10 protein-coding genes are annotated in these 17486 nt (G+C 71.3%); 4 read left to right on the forward strand and 6 right to left on the reverse strand.

Features of this window, described 5'->3' with window-relative positions; translation table 11 throughout:
• Positions 1–101: 101 nt before the first annotated feature.
• Entirely contained in the window at positions 102–1358 is a 1257-nt protein-coding gene (locus ACY34M_RS22360) for a CynX/NimT family MFS transporter (protein ID WP_462719786.1), read from the reverse strand.
• 159 nt (positions 1359–1517) lie between these two features.
• Here ACY34M_RS22360 and ACY34M_RS22365 point away from each other — a divergent pair, with 159 nt between their 5' ends.
• Positions 1518–2213, forward strand: coding sequence for a FadR/GntR family transcriptional regulator (locus ACY34M_RS22365; protein WP_462719787.1), 696 nt, complete (start codon positions 1518–1520; stop codon positions 2211–2213).
• 90 nt (positions 2214–2303) lie between these two features.
• A complete protein-coding gene (gene qcrB, locus ACY34M_RS22370; protein ID WP_462719788.1) occupies positions 2304–3962 on the forward strand; it encodes a cytochrome bc1 complex cytochrome b subunit in 1659 nt (552 codons plus the stop codon).
• A gap of 39 nt (positions 3963–4001) precedes the next feature.
• Here qcrB and ACY34M_RS22375 read toward each other — a convergent pair whose 3' ends face one another.
• Complete coding sequence (locus ACY34M_RS22375; protein WP_462719789.1) at positions 4002–6659, reverse strand: glycoside hydrolase family 31 protein; 2658 nt, start codon at positions 6657–6659, stop codon at positions 4002–4004.
• Positions 6660–6796: 137 nt separating this feature from the next.
• On the opposite strand from ACY34M_RS22375, the gene ACY34M_RS22380 reads away from it, so the two are divergent.
• Entirely contained in the window at positions 6797–8986 is a 2190-nt protein-coding gene (locus ACY34M_RS22380; RefSeq protein WP_462719790.1) for an MGH1-like glycoside hydrolase domain-containing protein, read from the forward strand.
• A gap of 19 nt (positions 8987–9005) precedes the next feature.
• Here the strand turns inward: ACY34M_RS22380 and ACY34M_RS22385 are convergent, their stop codons facing one another.
• The 3 genes from ACY34M_RS22385 to ACY34M_RS22395 all read right to left on the reverse strand — a co-directional run bounded on the left by ACY34M_RS22385 (position 9006) and on the right by ACY34M_RS22395 (position 14470).
• Positions 9006–10142: a serine hydrolase domain-containing protein gene (locus ACY34M_RS22385; protein ID WP_462719791.1), complete on the reverse strand. Its 1137-nt coding sequence runs from the start codon at positions 10140–10142 to the stop codon at positions 9006–9008.
• A 76-nt stretch (positions 10143–10218) separates the two neighbouring features.
• Positions 10219–11607: a hypothetical protein gene (locus tag ACY34M_RS22390; RefSeq protein WP_462719792.1), complete on the reverse strand. Its 1389-nt coding sequence runs from the start codon at positions 11605–11607 to the stop codon at positions 10219–10221.
• Complete coding sequence (locus ACY34M_RS22395; RefSeq protein ID WP_462719793.1) at positions 11600–14470, reverse strand: peroxidase family protein; 2871 nt, start codon at positions 14468–14470, stop codon at positions 11600–11602. The genes ACY34M_RS22390 and ACY34M_RS22395 overlap by 8 nt, the downstream gene beginning before the upstream one ends.
• Before the next feature lie 299 nt (positions 14471–14769).
• Between ACY34M_RS22395 and ACY34M_RS22400 the strand changes: the two genes are divergently transcribed.
• Positions 14770–16026 (forward strand): lipase family protein, encoded by a 1257-nt coding sequence (locus tag ACY34M_RS22400; RefSeq protein ID WP_462719794.1) that lies wholly within the window; start codon positions 14770–14772, stop codon positions 16024–16026.
• A 19-nt stretch (positions 16027–16045) separates the two neighbouring features.
• Here ACY34M_RS22400 and ACY34M_RS22405 read toward each other — a convergent pair whose 3' ends face one another.
• Entirely contained in the window at positions 16046–17485 is a 1440-nt protein-coding gene (locus tag ACY34M_RS22405; RefSeq protein WP_462719795.1) for an amidase, read from the reverse strand.
• Position 17486 lies beyond the last annotated feature (1 nt).

The following is a 17486-nucleotide window of genomic DNA, read 5'->3' on the forward strand; positions in this document are numbered from 1 at the left end:
GACTCGAACAGGCCGTAGAAAGCGCTTGTCAAAATGGCAGCGCGAGGGGGCCAGGTCAACGGTTGACTTTTGCCGCCCAGTTGCTTAAGAAACGCTGTTGCTCAAGCGCTGAGCTGCCGGTTGCGGCACGCGCCCACGCCCGCGAGCCCCATCGGCACGCACAGCGCCGCGAGCATCACCAGCGGCACCGTCCAGCCGCCCGTCGCGTCGTGCAGCGCACCGAGCAGGAACGGGCCCGCGGCGGCGAGCAGATAGCCCACGCTCTGCGCCATGCCGGACATCTCCGCCGCGCGGGCCGCGTCGGGGGAGCGCAGCACGATGACGGCGAGCGCCGTGCTGATCAGCAGTCCGCAGCCGAAGCCCTGCATCAGCATCCACGCGTACGCACCGCCGACCGGCGCCACCAGCAGGCCGAGCACGGAGCCGAGGACGAGCACCGTGCCGGTGAGGCCGAGGGCGACCTGGTTCGAGGACCGGCCGACGAGTGCCGTGAAGGCGAGCGAACCCGCGATGCCCGCGAGGCTCATCACCGACAGCATCCACCCCGCCTGCGTACCGTCCATGCCCTGGCTGGTGAGCATCGCCGGGATCCATGCGGCGCACGCGTAGTACTGCAGCGACTGCAGGCCCATGAGGAGCGTGATCTTCCAGGCGAGCGGTGAACGGCGCAGCGGCGTACGGGGGTCGGTGTCGTGTGCCGCCACCGCGGGCGGCGAGTCCGAGCGGCGCAGCTGGGGCAGCCAGAGCAGGAACGCGAGCGCGGAGAGCACCGCCCACACGCCGATCGCCCCGCGCCAGCCGAGTCCGAGCGCGTCCCCGAGCGGCACGGTCACCCCGGCCGCGAGCGCGGCGCCGCAGAACAGGGCGACCGAGTACAGACCCATCATCAGTCCCGTGCGCCGCTCGAAGTTGCGCTTGATGACGCTCGGGACGAGGACGTTCGAGAGGGATATCGCCGCGCCGATGAGGACGGTCCCCGCGAACAGCGCGGGCAGTCCGGGCGCCAGGCGCAGCGCGATGCCCGCCGTGAGCAGCGCCATCATCGCGCCGAGCGCCCGCGTCATGCCGATGCGCCGCGAGAGCTTCGCCGCGAACGGGGCGAGGAGGCCGAAGCAGAGGATCGGCAGCGTGGTGAGCAGCCCCGCGAGCGAGCCGCTGAGCCCCGTGGAGTCGCGGATCGTGTCGAGCTCCGGCGACACGGACACGACGCCGGGGCGCAGGTTCATGGCGATGAGGAGGACGCCCGCGGCGAGGAGCCCGCCGGCGGCGGGGGCGACCGCGGCCGGACGGGTCGCGTCGGAGGCGGTGGGGGTGGTGGAGGAGGCGGCGGAGGTGGATGTGGGGGCGGTATGCGGCATGCGAGCCAACGTAACATCCCATGTTTTGCCCCGGAGAGCGCGAGAAGTGTGACGATTTCGGTGTGATACGGCATGAACCGGGCTGGCATGCCGTCGCATACATGGGATATTTTTGGCCGCGCAGCCAATGAAGCCCCCGCGGCGAGAGAGGTCGTCCCCGTGCCCGAAGCAGTGCAGTCCGGTGCCACCCTGGTCCAGCGGACCATCGGGCGGATCGAGCGGGCCATCGAGAGCGGCCGGTGGGCCGTCGGCGACCGGATCCCGCCGGAGGGCCGCCTCGTGGAGGAGCTGGGCGTGGGGCGGAACACGGTGCGTGAGGCCGTCCGCGCCCTGTCGCACACCGGACTGCTGGAGGCGCGGCGCGGCGACGGCACGTACGTGCGCGCCGCGAGCGACCTCAACGCGGCGCTCCAACGCCGTCTGCGCCGGGCCGAGCTGAAGCACGTCCTCCAGGTCCGCCTGGCCATCGAGCGGGAGGCGGCGACCGCCGCCGCGACCCACCGCGGCGAGGGCGACCTCGCCCGCATCCTGTCCGCCCTGCTGGCCCGGCGCCGCGCGGAGGAGAGCGGGGACCCGGCCGCGTACGTCGAGAAGGACGTGGAGTTCCACCGGGCCGTCGTCGCGGCGAGCGGGAATCCGCTGATGACGGAGCTGTACGAGAGCATCGTCGAATCGGTCCGCGACAGTGTCGCCTCGCTGCTCCCGAGCTGGACGCCGGAGCCGCTCGGCGCGAGTTCCCACGACGACCTGGCCGACGCCATCGCGCGCCGCGACCCGGAGGCGGCGACCAGGGCGGCCCGCGCGCACACGGAGACCGTGGAAGCGGCGATGGCGCGGATGCCGGACGACGAATGACGGCTCATTGACCGCCCTTCGCCCCCTGTCGGTGTCACCCTCGCGCGCTCTACGCTGACTTCAGCCTCAACGGCCTTGAGGGGGAGTCGCATGAGCGATGACAACGGGCACACGCGAGGCGACGGAGGTCGCCCCGATCCCCCGGGTTCCGGTGAACGCCTCGCGGACTGGGCGGACGGCCGGCTCGGGCTCTACGGACTCGCCAAGTCCCAGATGCGCAAGGTCTTTCCCGACCACTGGTCCTTCATGCTCGGTGAGGTCTGTCTCTACAGCTTCATCATCCTCATCCTCACCGGCGTCTATCTGACCTTCTTCTTCAACCCGAGCACCCAGGAAGTCGTCTACAACGGCTCGTACGTGCCCCTCAAGGGCATCCAGATGACCGAGGCGTACCGGTCGACGCTCGACATCAGCTTCGAGGTGCGCGGCGGGCTGCTGATCCGGCAGATCCACCACTGGGCGGCGCTGGTGTTCGTCGCCGGGATGACCGTCCACATGATGCGCGTCTTCTTCACGGGCGCGTTCCGCAAGCCGCGCGAGCTGAACTGGGTCTTCGGCTGGACGCTGCTGTTCCTCGGCATCATCACGGGCCTGACCGGCTACTCGCTCCCCGACGACCTGCTGTCCGGCACGGGCCTCAAGTTCGCGCAGGGCGCCGTCCTTTCGGTGCCGATCGTGGGCACGTACCTGGCGATGTTCCTGTTCGGCGGGCAGTTCCCGGGCGACGACTTCATCGCACGGCTCTATCCGATCCACATCCTGCTGCTGCCGGGCATCATGCTGGGCCTGGTGGCGCTCCATCTGATCCTGGTCTTCTACCACAAGCACACCCAGTTCGCCGGGCCGGGACGCACCGAGAAGAACGTGGTGGGAGCGCCCCTCCTGCCCAACTACGTGGCGAAGGCGGGCGGCTTCTTCTTCCTCGTCTTCGGGGTGCTCGCGATGATGGGGGCGGTGGCCACCATCAACCCGGTGTGGGCCTTCGGGCCCTACCGTCCCGACCTCGTCACGACGGGCGCGCAGCCCGACTGGTACCTCGGCTTCTCCGAGGGGCTGATCCGCGTGATGCCCGCGTGGGAGATCAACGCCTGGGGCCACACACTGGAGTTGGGCGTCTTCATCCCGTTCACGCTGTTCCCGCTCATCCTGTCCTTCATGGCGGTGTACCCGTTCCTGGAGGCCTGGATCACGGGGGGCAAGCGGGAGCACCACACGGCCGACCGCCCGCGCAACAAGCCGGTCAGGACCGGCGTCGGCGTGGCCTGGCTGTCCCTGTACGCGGTGCTGCTGATCGGCGGCGGCAACGACATCGTCGCGACGAAGCTGCACCTGTCGATCAACGCCATCACGTGGTTCGTGCGCATCAGCTTCTTCCTGATGCCCGTCCTCGCGTTCGTCGTCACCAAGCGGATCTGCAACGGACTGCAGCGCCGCGACCGCGAGAAGGCGCTGCACGGGCGCGAGTCCGGGCAGATCAAGCGGCTCCCGCACGGCGAGTTCATCGAGGTCCACGAGCCGCTGACGCGCGCCGAGCTGTACACCCTGAACGCCCACGAGCAGCCCGCGGCGTACGAGTTGGGGCCGCGCTTCGACGAGAACGGGGTGGAGCGGAAGTTCACCGTCCGGCAGCGGATGCGGGCCCGCCTCGCCAAGGCGATGTTCGGCCCCGGCACGTACGTGCCGAAGGCGACGCCCGAGGAGTACCGGGCGCTGCACTCGGGCTGGCACGAGTCGGAGCGGGTGGACTGAACGCGGGGCCGGCGCCCATGGGAGCCGGCCCCGCATCCGTCAGCCGTGCAGCCGCACCGTGAACGCCTCGTCCGTCGGCAGCTTCGCCGTGCGCACCGTCGTCACGTGCGTCTTGTCGTCGTACGACCAGGAACTGCCGGGCAGCGGACGGCCGTTCACGGACACACGGTCCGGCGGGCCGTCGCCGTGCACCGTGAAGGTGTACGCCCGCGCGCCGGGCTTGCCCGCGTAACTGCCCCTGCTGGCGCCGACGTCGATGACCGAACCGTGCTTGCCGGTGTCGACGCCCACGCGCTGCGTCGCCGCCGCGCCGTCCGTGAACTTGCGGGTCACGCCGTCGTCCTCGTACAGGGTGTACGTGCTGTGGCCGGGCTCCGACGCGTAGACGTCGTACCCCAGTCGGTCCTTGTCGCGGCTCTTCCAGGACGTGGTGCCCTTGGGCCACATCGGCACGATCGCCCCGGACTTCACGAAGAGCGGGAGCGTGTCGATCGGGGCGTGGTAGCCGTCGATCGTGGTCGGGCCCTTGTACTGCTTGCCCGTCCAGTAGTCCGTCCACGTGCCCTTGGGCAGGTAGATGCCGTCGCGGGTGTCCGAGTCCTTGTAGACCGGCGCGACGAGGAAGTCGTCACCCGCCAGGTACTCGTACTTGGCCTCCGCGCCCAGCGTCCTGGCGTCCTTCGGGTACTCGAGCCACAGCGGCCGCACGCCGCCGACGCCGGTGTCCGATGCCTGCTTGGCCAGCGTGTAGAGGTACGGCATCAGGCGCTCGCGCAGCTGCAGATACTTCCGGTTGATGGAGGTGTACGGCTCGCCGTCCACCCACGGCTGCTGGTTGATCTTCTCGCCGGTGGTGAGGTCGCGGGCCCAGCCGTCCATCGTCATGACGGCCGGCAGGAACGTCTTGGCCTGCAGATCGCGCGCGTACATCTTCGCGTCGTGCGAGTAGATCGAGCCGATGTCACCGGTGTTGTAGGCGATGCCGGACATCGTCGCGCCCGCGTACGTCGGGATCTGCCAGCGGATGAAGTCCCAGGACAGCTTCTGGTCGCCCGACCAGAGCACCGCGCAGCGCTGGGCGCCCGCCCAGGACACCGGCATCCAGACGAAGCCGCGGGCGTCGCTGTTGTCCTCGATGCCGGCCTTGGCCTTGTCGCAGGCGTCGAGGGCCATGCCGTAGCCGTTGCCGACCCAGGCGACGTCCAGCTTGGCGACGCGCTGGCCCGCCTTCACCTGGTCGGCGAGCTTGTCGATGCCGTCCTGCGTCCACAGGCCCAGCTGGGCGTTGTGGTCCTGGAGGCCCTTGGCGGTCTCGGCGAGGTTCTCGTAGCCGCAGCCGTAGCCGTCGTTGACGAGCATCCAGCCGAGCGGCATCTGGTTCTCGACGTACTTGTCGGCGACCTTCAGCGAGTCGAGGGTGTGGCGCTCGCCCTGGTTGGCGTTGTGCAGGTAACAGTCGGCGTCGCCGGGTTCGAGGCCGTAGACCGGCGGCATGAACGGCTTGCCGACCAGCGCGGTGTACTCGCCGATGACCTGCTTGGCGTCGCCGAGGAAGTAGTACGCGTCCAGGCGGCGTTCCTGCTGGCCCGTGTGGACCGAGGGGCCGAAGTCGTAGACGCCGGGCGCGAAGGTGTTCCGGTAGACGCCGTAGCCGGCCGAGGACAGGTAGAAGGGCTGCGAGTTGGGGTAGCCGCCCTCGTCCCAGTTCGTGTTGTTGGCGACGTGGACCGTCCTGTCGCGGTGGGAGAAGCTGCCGTTCTGTTCGCCGCCGCCGAAGAACTGCTCGTCGGTTCCGCGCTCCAGGCTCTGCCGCATCCCGCCGGTGGACCAGCGCAGCGGCTTGTCCTCCTGCCAGATCCGCGTCCTGTCGTCCGGCTTGTAGAGGCCGAAGCGCAGGGGCTTCTTGTAGACGCGCAGGACGGCGTCTGCGGACCGGATGCCGTAGTAGGAGCCGGCGTCGAACGATGTCGTGTGCGGGTCGACGGCGGGCTGCTTGCGCACGATCTGCCCGGCCGCCGGGTCGCTGAACTCGCCGGACGGGTCGGCCTGGAGGCGGAGCCCGCCGCCCTTCAGGAAGTCGGCCCGGGCCTTCAGGTCCCCCGCGGCGATCGCGTAGCCGCCGTCGTCACCCTTGAAGGAGGTGAGGTTCCCGGCGTCCGTCGTCTCCGGCAGATAGGCCTTGCCGACGAAGGAGTTGTCGTGCACGTCGTACGGGACGACCACCACGTGGTACGTGCCGTCGGCCTTCGGGATGACGGTCGCCTCGGGGTCGGCGGCGCCCGCGCTCGACGCCACCTGCTTGCCCGCGTCGTCGTAGACGTACATGTCGAAGTCGTCCTTGGGCTGTTTCGCCCACTCGATGGAGACCGGGACGCCGCCCTCGGGATTGTCGCTCCAGTATCCGTCGGGCACCGACACCTTCAGGTCGAAGCGGTCGCAGGTCCTGCCGTCCGGATCGTCGGCGGCCGGCGGGCACTTCTTCGGGTCGTCGACCGTGCCGGCCGGGTAGGTCGGGCTCTGCCAGGTGACGCTCTTGTGCTCGGCGTCGAGCACGCCGCTGCCCGGAGTGGCCGCGCCCGCCTGGTGCGCGGGGGCGGCCAGGAGCGCCGCAGCGAGGGCCGCGGTGGTCCATGCGGCCAGGGCGCGGGCTCTTCGCTGAACCCCTCGACGGGCTTGCCTTTGGTGCAGTCTTCGCATGAGGTGCATCTCCGCTCAGAACGACCGACTGTTGTTTAGTTGTGCGTGAAACTCCTTGCGCGCGTGCAGAATTGCGCAGAGAGTTCAGGGTTGAAGATCCCGCTCGCACAGGTTCATGTCAACAGGAGACGCCGCCCGTGACCGCCCAGCAGCCCGCACACCGCCCCACCCGCGCCGTCCTCGCCGCCCTGTTGCTCGTCGGCGCCGCGGGCCTCGCCGCGCCGCCCGCCACGGCCGCCCCGCGCCCCGCGCCCGACTACGCCGACGTCCTCGACCTGCACGGCACCCCGAAGACCGCGCTGCCCGGCGACGCCGAGGACAACAACCCCATCAGCACCTTCGCGGACCGCGGCGCCTGGCACGCCTACGCCCTGCCGAAGGCGGGGGACCGCGCCGCGTACGGCGGGTTCAGCGGGCCGCTCTACATCGCGCAGGAGTACCCGTGGTGGCTGAGCAAGAGCTTCAGCCGGATCCGGCTCACCGAGGGCGGCCGCACCCTCGACCTCGCCGCAGGCGGCACGCCCCGCTTCACCTCGCAGCCGGGCCGCCTGCTCCAGTCCTACGACCTCGGGCGCGGCCTCACTCTCACCCTTGAGCTGCGGTTCGCCACCAACCGCACGGCCCTGGTGCGCGCCGAGGTCCGCAACACCGGATCCGGCGCCCGTACGCTCGGCGCCGACTGGACCGGCAGCCTGCTGCGGCCCGAGAAGGCACCCATGCGCGACGCGCCCTCCCTGAAGTCCACCGGGCACGGCGTCGGCGTCGACTTCGCCAAGGTGCGCGAGGCGTCGGACTACCTCACCGACGGCACCGAACGCTTCGAGGTCACCCACAAGGACCCGGTGCGCACCAAGGTCGACGGCGACTCCTACCGCACCGAGACCACCGCCCCGGTGCGGCTCGCACCCGGCGCCGCGCACCACTTCGACTGGACCGAGTCCTACACGTTCACCGCCGCCGAGCGCACCCGCGAGGCCCGGCGGGCGCGCGCGGTGCTCGCCGCCCCGCAGGCGTACGCCACCGCGGGCGACGCCCGCTGGCGCGGCTACGTCGCCGGGGTCACGCGCGGGGTGCCCGCCGAGCGGCGCCGCACCGCCGTGAAGTCCCTGGAGACCCTCGTCACCAACTGGCGCTCGGCGGCCGGGCGGATCAAGCACGACGGAGTGACGCCCTCCCTCTCGTACAAGTGGTTCACCGGCGGGCTGTGGGCCTGGGACAGCTGGAAGCAGGCCGTGGGCACCGCCCGCTTCGACGCGGAGCTCGCCGAGTCGCAGATCCGGTCCATGTTCGACTGGCAGATCACCGCCGACTCCAGGACCCGCCCGCAGGACGCCGGGATGGTCCCCGACGCCGTCTTCTACAACGACCCCGCACAGGGCGGCGAGAACTGGAACGAGCGCAACTCCAAGCCCCCGATGGCCGCTTGGGCCGTGTGGGAGGTGTACCAGAGGAACGGTGACCGCTCGTTCCTGCGCGAGCTGTACCCGAAGCTCGCCGCCTACCAGGCCTGGTGGTACCGCAACCGGGACCACGACCACGACGGCCTCGCCGAGTACGGCGCCACCGTCGACCCCGCCAACGACTCGACCGAACAGCGCCGCCTCGCCGCCGCCTGGGAGAGCGGCCTCGACAACGCGCCGCGCTTCGACGCCAAGCTCGGCACCTCCGTCGTCGCCAACCGCGCCGCCGACGGCACCCTGCTCGGCTACTCCCTCGACCAGGAGTCCGTCGACCTCAACGCGTATCTCGCGCAGGACCAGGCCTACTTGGCGCGCATCGCCGACGCGCTCGGCCGCCCCGGCGAGGCCGCCGAGTGGAAGAAGAAGTCCGAGGCCACGAACGACGCCGTGCGCGCGAAGTTCTACGACCCGGCCGACGGCTGGTTCCACGACATCGCCCTGAAGGACGGCGCCCCGCTCACCGACCGGGGTCGCGGCATCGAGGGCGCCGTCCCGCTGTGGACCGGCGCCGCGACCAAGGAGCAGGCCGCGCGGGTGCGCGGGCGGCTCGTCGATCCGGGCGAGTTCGCCACCCGCGTGCCGTTCCCGACCGTGTCGAAGGCGTCCCCGTACTTCGACTCGACGGCCTACTGGCGCGGCCCCGTCTGGTTCGACCACGCCTACGTCGCGCTGAGCGGGCTGCGCCGCTACGGGTACACCAAGGACGCCGACGAGCTCACCGGCAAGCTCCTCGCGGGCGCCAAGGGACTCACCGGCGACCGCCCGATCCAGGAGAACTACGACCCGCTGACCGGCGCCCCGCTCAACTCGCCGAACTTCAGCTGGTCGGCTTCGCTGCTGCTGCCGATCCTGTCCGGGGAGAAGTAGCGGGCGCGGGCCCGGCCGCTCAGGACGCCGCGTACGTCCAGAAGTCCCGCATGATCTGCGGCGGTGTCGGCCCGCTCATCCCGAACTGGGTCATGAGCACCGACACCGTCCCGGTCGCCGGCGTGAGGTGCGCGGCCGTGCCGAAGCCGCCCACCCAGCCGTAGCGTCCCGGCACGTTGTACGGGTGGGTGCGCGTGACGTCGACGGAACCGCCGAAGCCCCAGCCCTCGCCCTCCGTGAACAGGCCGCTCGCCGCGCGCTGCTCCGCCGTCAGATGGTCCGTCGTCATCAGCCGCACCGAGTCGGCCGACAGGACGGACCCGCCGTCCGCCAGCAGCATGCGGGCGAACGCGGCCCAGTCGTCCGCCGTGGAGACGAGCCCGCCCGCGCCGGAGGGGAACGGGGGCAGGGAACTCCAGTCGCCGTCCGGGACGTCGACGAGCTCGGCGCCGCCCTCGGCCGTCGGCGCGTACAGGCTCGTGAAGCGGTCGCGCTTGGCGGCGGGGACCTCGAAGCCGGTGTCCGCCATGCCGAGCGGCTCGAAGATCCGCTCCGCCAGGACGTCCGGCAGCGCCGTCCCGGTCATCCGGGAGATCAGCACGCCCTGGATGTCCGAGCACGTGTTGTAGAGCCACACGTCGCCGGGCTGGTGCAGCAGCGGCACCCCGGCGAGCGAGGCCAGCCAGGTGTCCGGCTCGGGCACCCGCTGCGGGTGGTGCGGATCCGTCAGCGCGAGCACCGGCTGCACGGCGGGCAGCGAGAAGTCCGAGGGGAAGCCCCAGCCCGCCCGGAACGTCAGCAGGTCCTCCACGGTGATCGGCCGGGCCGCCGGGATCACGTCCTCGAGCGGACCCGCCGGATCGCGCACCACGTTCGGCGCGGCGAGCTCGGGCAGCCAGTGCGAGATCGGCGAGTCCAGTGCGATGCGGCGCTCCTCGACGAGCGTCATCAGGGCCGCCGCCACGATCGGTTTGCTGATGGACGCGATCCGGAAGATCGAGTCGCGGTCCAGCGGCGCCGTGCCCTCGGCGTCGGCGTGGCCGACCACCGCCACCTCGACCCGGTCGCCGCGGGCCACGAGCCCCACGGCTCCCGGAACGGGGCCCTTCGACACGTGCGGGGTCAGGACCTCGGTCAGGCCGGTGCTCTCGGTCATCGGGCGATCCTCCAATGCGTACGGGTGCGGTGCCGTCGTCCGCGTGAGCGTACAGAGGAAGACCGCCCGGACCGGCTCAACTCATCGGCTCCCCGTCCCAGAGCGTGTCGTGCGCGCGGTGTACGTCGGTCAGGCCGCCGTTGAAGAAGCGCTCGTAGTACGCACCCTCCACATGGTGCGCCTGCAACCAGACCCCCGGCACATGGATGGCGTCCGTGTGCGCGGGGAAACGGCGGTGCGTCGCCAGGACGTACGTGCAGATGTCACGGGCGCAGTCGATGACGCGCTCGTCGTACTCGCTGGCCTCGGCGAGATAGCGCTGGCCGTAGTCCTCCTTGTAGATCCGGGCGAAGACGTCCTTGTCGCTGTAGGTGCCGCCGGTGCCGAACTTCGCGTCGACGACTCCGTCGACCGCGTCCGACATCGAGGCGTGCGCGGGCGGGCAGGCCGCGGCGATCAGCGGCTCGCCCGTCGCCGGGTCGGCCAGACCCACCGGGTGCGAGCGCAGGTTCGCGTACTTCGGCAGCGGGACGTGCCAGCGCCACAGGTCGGCGAGCCGCCAGCGCGGCGTGACGAACGTGAAACCGAGCATCCGCCCGTACTTCTTGGAGAACTTCGGGTCGCCCAGGGCGATCGACGGGTTGATCGACGCATGGATCCAGGCGCCGAGCCCCATCGCCTCCGCCGTCAGCATCACCGTCTGCAGCAGCAGATCCGCCTCGATCTGGGTGCGCATCGGGCCGAGCGCGCCCAGCGGCAGCTTCAGGTCCTTGTTGAGGAACCCGTTGGCGAGCCACTTCTTCACACCCGCGGGGCGGTACAGATTGCGGTCGTCGACGAGCGTCGGGCGCGCCCCGTCCGGCTGCGTGAGCAGATACATCAGGGCGTTGATGTACTGGTGCGACAGGTCCACGACCGGGAACAGGACGGTCGTCCCCGGCAGATTCGACAGAAAGCGGTTCGAGTCCAGGTACGCCGGGAAGTCGCGCAGCCCCTCGGCGACGTCCAGACGGTGGTCGAGGACCTTCACCTTCGCCTGCCGCGCCCGCTCCACCAGGGCCGCCGCGGTGAACGGCTCGTGCGGCGCCGGCGGCAGCCTGCGCAGGAAGTACGTACCGCTGTCGTTGATCAGGAAGAAGTACGTGCCCTGCGCGTTGTCGGGGCTGCCGGCCGTGCGGCCCGTCATCGTCAGGTTCGGCTTGGACATGATCGGCTTGCCGTCGCGCGGGTCCTCGAAGGGGCGGTCCGGCATCGTCAGGCCCGTCGAGCCGGTGACGGCGATCAGCAGCGCCTCCTCCAACTCGCTCAGCGGCCGCGGCTCGTGCTTCGAGCGGTAGCTCATCGACCCGGCCGGCACCGACGCGCCGCGCGAGACGCGGTGGGTGCGGCGGTGCCAGACCGTCTTCAGCAGCGGGCGCACGAGCAGGTCGTCGAGACCCTGGTGACCGGAGGTGCCGTCAGCCATGCTCGCCACCGTTCTCGGCCGGCTCCACCGGACGCCAGGGCGCGAACGCGCTCGCGTCGCGCGGCAGCAGGCTCGCGAGGTCCGGGCAGTGCCGCAGGATCACGGACTTCATGCCGCCCTGCTCCACCCAGTCCATGCCGAGCGGCGTGTAGATCTCCGGCCGGTAGTCGACCGTGAGGAAGCGGTCGCTCTGCAGCCGCCGCGTCGCCATCAGGATGAAGATCCGGAACGCGGTGTCGGAGAAGCCGAAGCCGGTCGGCGGGTTCTCCGCGAACAGACCGACGACCGTGTCGATCTCGTCGACGTCCCGGTACACCTCCTTGAGGCGGGCCAGCGTCTCCGGCTCCTGCGTGAGGTCCTCGAAGCGGCGGATGCGCTCCTTGTGCAGACCCGCGCGGAAGTCGTTGTAGCGGGGCACGCCGCGCCTGCGGGTGCGCACCAGATCGACCACCGACAGGTCGATGATCTCGCCCTCGCGCTGGAAGTGGGTCAGCGACTTCGGGTAGTTGTGCAGCGTGATCGCACCCGGGTGCGCGATGCCGAACGAGTACAGGGTGTCCGCAAGCCCCGTCTTGCGGATCTGGCTCTCGGCGGCCGCGCCCTGGATGTCGTTGAAGCCGATGGTTTCGAGGCGCTGCCCGAAGCGGTGCTCGCGCAGGTCGTAGTCGTCGGGGATCAGCGGATGCATCCGGTAGACCGTGACGAAGTCCTCGGTCAGCGAGTACGGGACGCCGTGGTGGTCCGGCATCGTCTTCGGGATGCCGGTCAGGGCGTGCGCCTCCAGCAGCCACAGGCCCAGCTGGTTCAGCCAGTTCTTGGGCGGGCCGGACCAGTTCGTGTGCAGGCCGATGTCGATGGTCTTCGTCGCGAGGATCGCCGGCGTCCACTCCACCGTGTGGATCTTCGCGATCAGCGCGGAGACCACGAGCCGCGCCGTGTGGTAGATCCGCTCCTCGTTCATCGAGGGGTACTCGGCGCGCAGCGCGTCGCACACCGCGTTGTGCTCGCGGGCGAACAGGGTGTGCATCGAGCTGAGCCCCATCCACCAGTTGTCCTTGAATCCGGTGATCGGGATGCCGGTCCGGTCGATGGGGATGTGCCCGCCGTCCAGCAACAGACGCGCCCCGCCCTCGGGTTCGCGCAGCTGCTTCGCCGTCTGCTCGTCGCCGCCGTACACCTCGGAGCCGTCCCACCAGTGCGAGGCGGTGTTCCCGAACAGGATCGGCGGTTTGTCGCCGGGCAGCTCGATGCCCTCGTTGTCGGCGAACCGCATCACGTTCTCCCGGGGCCCGCCCGGCGTGTTCATCCAGGTCCCGCCGCCCGGCGGCAGCTCCACCTCGACCGCCCGGTCACCCGGCTTGTAGCGGCGGTGGTTGACCCAGTCGTGCACCTGGAACTGGATCCAGGCCGCCGCCAGGATGTTCAGCGACGTCGCGGGCACGAAGCTCTCGCGGGCCAGCAGGCTGCGGCTGACCGTCACCGGGTTCGGGGTGTCGAAGAGGTCGGGCCGGTACACGGGCTTGAGGTTGCGGCCGAACGCCGCGCCCACCGCGCCCATCTTCGGCGCCGACAGATCGTTGTACGTGCCGTCGTACGAGCGCTCGGTGCGCAGCCGCTCGTCGATCGGGACCGGCACCGGCTCGGCCGTCGGCGGGGCCTCCTGCACATCGGTGTCGATCAGGTTCAGGCGGCGCAGCACCTTCCGCAGGAACACCAGGTTGAGCAGGCTCAGGTCCAACGGCAGCCGGTGCCAAGGCACATACCGGTTCAGGATCCGGAAGGCGAGGCCGACGGGCACGCCGAGGATCCGGTTCCTGAGCGGTTCGTGCGGGGTGAAGCGGGTGCCGTGCCGCTGCGCGCTGCTTGCCTGGTAGGCGGCCTTGCGGGCCCGGTTGAGATTGCCCAGCGGGCGGAACTCATCGGTCGTGTACCAGGGGTTGAAGGACAGGTCCTCGATCCGCCGGGCCGCCGAGCGGGCCTCGGCCGTCGTGATGTCCTGGCTCGGCACGGTGAGGCGGGCCACGGGGATCGGCGGCGTGATCGCCTCCTTCCACTCCACGGCGCCGTTCTCGACGGGCGTGCGGCGCTCGTCGACGTAGCGCTGCACGCACAGGTCGAAGGCGACGTCGCCGCGGCCGAGCCGGCGGGCCAGCTCCCGGTGCAGGAAGTTCGGGTCACGGCGGTCGGGGCGCGGCTCGGGGCCGCCGCCCACGGCGGGCCGCAGCAGGAACCGGACCGGACCCGCCTCGCCCCACAGCATCGCGCCGCGGCTCCAGTACGTCTCCCTGGCCAGGCTGTTGACGGTGTGCCGGGTCGCCGCCTGGACGTTGCGGCGCATCCGGTTCGCGGTGCCGAGCCCCACGGCCAGCGGCAACTTCACGAACAGGCCGAACGCCTTCTGCAAGGGATTGCGGGCCCCGGCCATCGCCTTGGCGAACGCCACGAACTCGCGGGCGTCACGGGCGTGCGACACGGGGAAACCGGTCGCCAGCAGATCGTGGCTCTGCCCGGACGTGGTCCGTACCCGTACCGCGATCCCGTGCAGGTCCGGCGCCCCGTCGGGGCCGGGAATCCCGCTCGCGTTGGACAGCCGCACCGTCGCCTGATACTCGGCGCCCGGCTGTGCGAAACCGGCGCGCAGCGCGGCCGGAAGGTCGTCGTTGAACCGCAGACGGGCGTTCTCCACGCCGAGCGCGGCCTTCGCGTGGAAGGCGCGCTCGAAGCCCGGGGCGCCACTGGCCCGCCGGTTCGCGACCTGAACCTGCATGATCTCGCGGGCGAGTCGTTCGAACACGAGGCGCTCGGCCTCGGGACTGCCGCCCTCGTACCGCTCGTACTGTGGCTGACGTGCGTTCTCGGCCATCATTGCCGTCCCTGTCGAAGGTACGTGGGGAAGGTCCGTTCAGGGGGAGAGGCAGCGACGCTATCGGCGCGCTCGGACCCGCCGCAGCGACCGATCCCGCCATGTACGGACACGCGAACTCCCGTGCGGACAGGGGGATTTGCGCCTGTCAGCGCGCAGGGTGCGGGGGCGGTCGCGCACCCCGCGCCGCCCACCCCACACCGGCCCCACCCGCCGAACCCGCGGGTGGCCGATCGACGACGCCTTGACGCCGCCGGGCGGGGATGGTGTGCTGCACAGCCCCCGCTCCGGGAGGTGTCATGCGACACGCGACCGTGCACGGACCGTCCTTCGCCGACCTGCGGCCCCTCAAGGAGGCCACCTTCGTCGAGCCGGGCAGGGCCACCTTCCCCGTCCACCCCGAACTGCCGGGCCTGCTGCGCGAGGACAAGGAACACCCCGATCCGGACGGTGTGCTCCCGCACACCATGGCGACCCTGTCCGCGTACGCGTACGCCGGATACGACCAGGGCGGCGACCCGCGCACCGTCGCGACGATGGCGACCCGGCTCGGCCTGGAGCGCAACCGGTGCCAGGTCTTCGACCAGCGCGTCGACGCGCTCTACATCGCCTCCGCCGCGTACCTGATCCAGGACGAGGACCGCAGGGTCGCGATCCTCTGCTACCGGGGCACGCAGCCCGAGGACATCATCAGCATCCTCACCGACGCCGACGTCCGCCCCGAGACCCTCGCCGTCGACCTCGACGGCACCACGTACCAGGTGCACGCGGGCTTCTACCGCAACATGCGCGCCACCCGCTACCTGATCCTCCAGGCACTGGAGCGGGCCGTACGCGGCGAGTCCGTCGACCCCGACGAGAAGGGCACCCGCGGCTCGGGACTCGAAGCGCTCTACATCACGGGCCACAGCCTCGGCGCCGCCATGGCGGCCCTGATGGCGGTCACCCTCGTCCACGAGCCCCGCTACGCCCACATCGCCCGCCGGCTGCGCGCCGTCTACACGTTCGGGCAGCCCATGCTCGGCGGGCCCGACCTGGCCCGCGCCTGCGAGGACACGGTCGACAGCAACGGCACGCACATCCTGCGCGACCGGTTCCTGCGCTACATCTACGACCACGATGTGGTGCCCGCGCTGCCGCCGCGCCCCGTCGGCCCCTACGCGGCGTTCGGCCGCGAGTTCCACTTCCGCAGGCCGCGCCGGGCCGTGGACGAGATGTTCACCGCGGCGGCCGACGCGGCGGCCGAGGCCGCGGCCCTCCCCGGCGACCTCCTCACCGGCGCCAACCCGCTGCGCAGGCTGCGCCGCATGACGACGATCCCGGGCCGCGCCCGCGAGGAGGGCTGGGTCGAGCGGGTGGCGCCCGCCCTGCCCTACCCCCAGATGGACAGCCTCGCGGGCCTCGCGGTGGTGGCCCCCCTGGCCTTCTTCGCGGCCCGCCTGGCCCTGACCCGAACGCTCCCCTTCAAGTACTCCTTCGACGACCACGGCCCGGCGCACTACGTCAACGCGCTCGCCCCACCGGGAGTGCTGACCGAATTCGGAGACCTCCGCTGACGCGCCCGCGGCGCCGGGGTCACACGGCCGCCGGCCACGCGTCCCGCCACGGCGCGGCCTCCTCGTAGGCGGCGCACACGTCCAGGAGCGCGCCGTCCGCGAGGTGCCGGCCGATCAGCTGCACGCCGACCGGCAGCCCCTCGCGCGTGCGGCCCGCGGGGAGCGAGGCGGCGGGCAGGCCCGTGAGGTTGGCGATCGGGGTGAACGACGACCAGTGGTCCGTGGGCACCATCCGGCCGTCGATCACCTCAGGGCCTTGCACTCCGACGGGGAACGCCGCGACGGAGGTGGTCGGGGTGAGGATCAGGTCGTACGTCGCCATCAGCCGGGCGACCCGGTTCGCGACCGCCTTGCGCACCAGATTGGCGTCGGTGAACTGCTCGGCCGTCCACGGGGTGCGTACGAGCGCCGCCAGGTGCGGGGACATGGCGGGCCCGAGCCGGTCGGCCATGGCCCGCATGCCCGTCAGATCCGTCTCCGCCGCGACGATCGCACCGAACGCCTCGCTGTAGTCCGGGAGTTCGAGGTCGATCCGGTCGACCTCGGCGCCCAGGTCCTTCTCGAGGACCCGCGCCGCGTCGTCGGCCACCCGGCGCACCTCGGGGTCGACGGCGATCCGGCCCAGGTCCTGGCTGTAGGCGACGCGCAGTGGTCCGACCGGGCGGCGCCGCATCCAGTCCACGTCCCCGCACGGGATCGAGTGCCGGTCGCGCGGGTCGGGCCCGGTGAGCACCGAGAGCATCAGGGCGGCGTCGGCGACGGTGCGGGTCAGCGGGCCGATGTGCTCGATCGACTCCCAGCCGGAGACGCCCGGCCAGCGCTCGTCGCGGCACCCCGGATACACGGGGACCCGCCCCATCGACGCCTTGAACCCGAAGATCCCGCACAGCGAGGCCGGTATGCGCACCGAGCCGCCGCCGTCGCTGCCGAGCGCCACCGGACCGAGCCCGGCCGCGACGGCCGCCGCCGAACCGGCACTTGAGCCGCCCGGCGTCCGGGCGGGGTCCCAGGGGTTGCGGGTCACCGGGAACAGCGGGTTGTGCCCGGTCGCGCTGTAGCCGAACTCGGTGGCGTTGGTCTTGCCGAGGACGACGGCGCCCGCCGCCACCGACCGCTCCACCACGATGTCGTCCTCGTCCGGCACGAAGTCCGCGTACGCGTGCGAGCCCGACGTCGTACGGATGCCCTTGGTGGAGATCAGGTCCTTGACGCCGAGGGGGACACCGGCCAGCGGCCCCGGGTCGCGGCCCGCTGCGATGCCGTCCGCGAGCCGCCGGGCGGCGGCCCTGGCGAGGTCGGGCGTGGGCGTGCAGAAGGCTCCCAGCTCGCCGTCCACGGCCTCGATCCGGTCGAGCACCGCGTCCGTGATCTCGACGGGGGACAGCTCCCGTGAGCGGACCAGCGCGACGGTCTCGGTCGCGGACAGACGGCAGATCTCGCCGGTGTCGGTGGAGCTCACG

It is taken from the genome of Streptomyces sp. EDA2-14 (assembly GCF_054963755.1).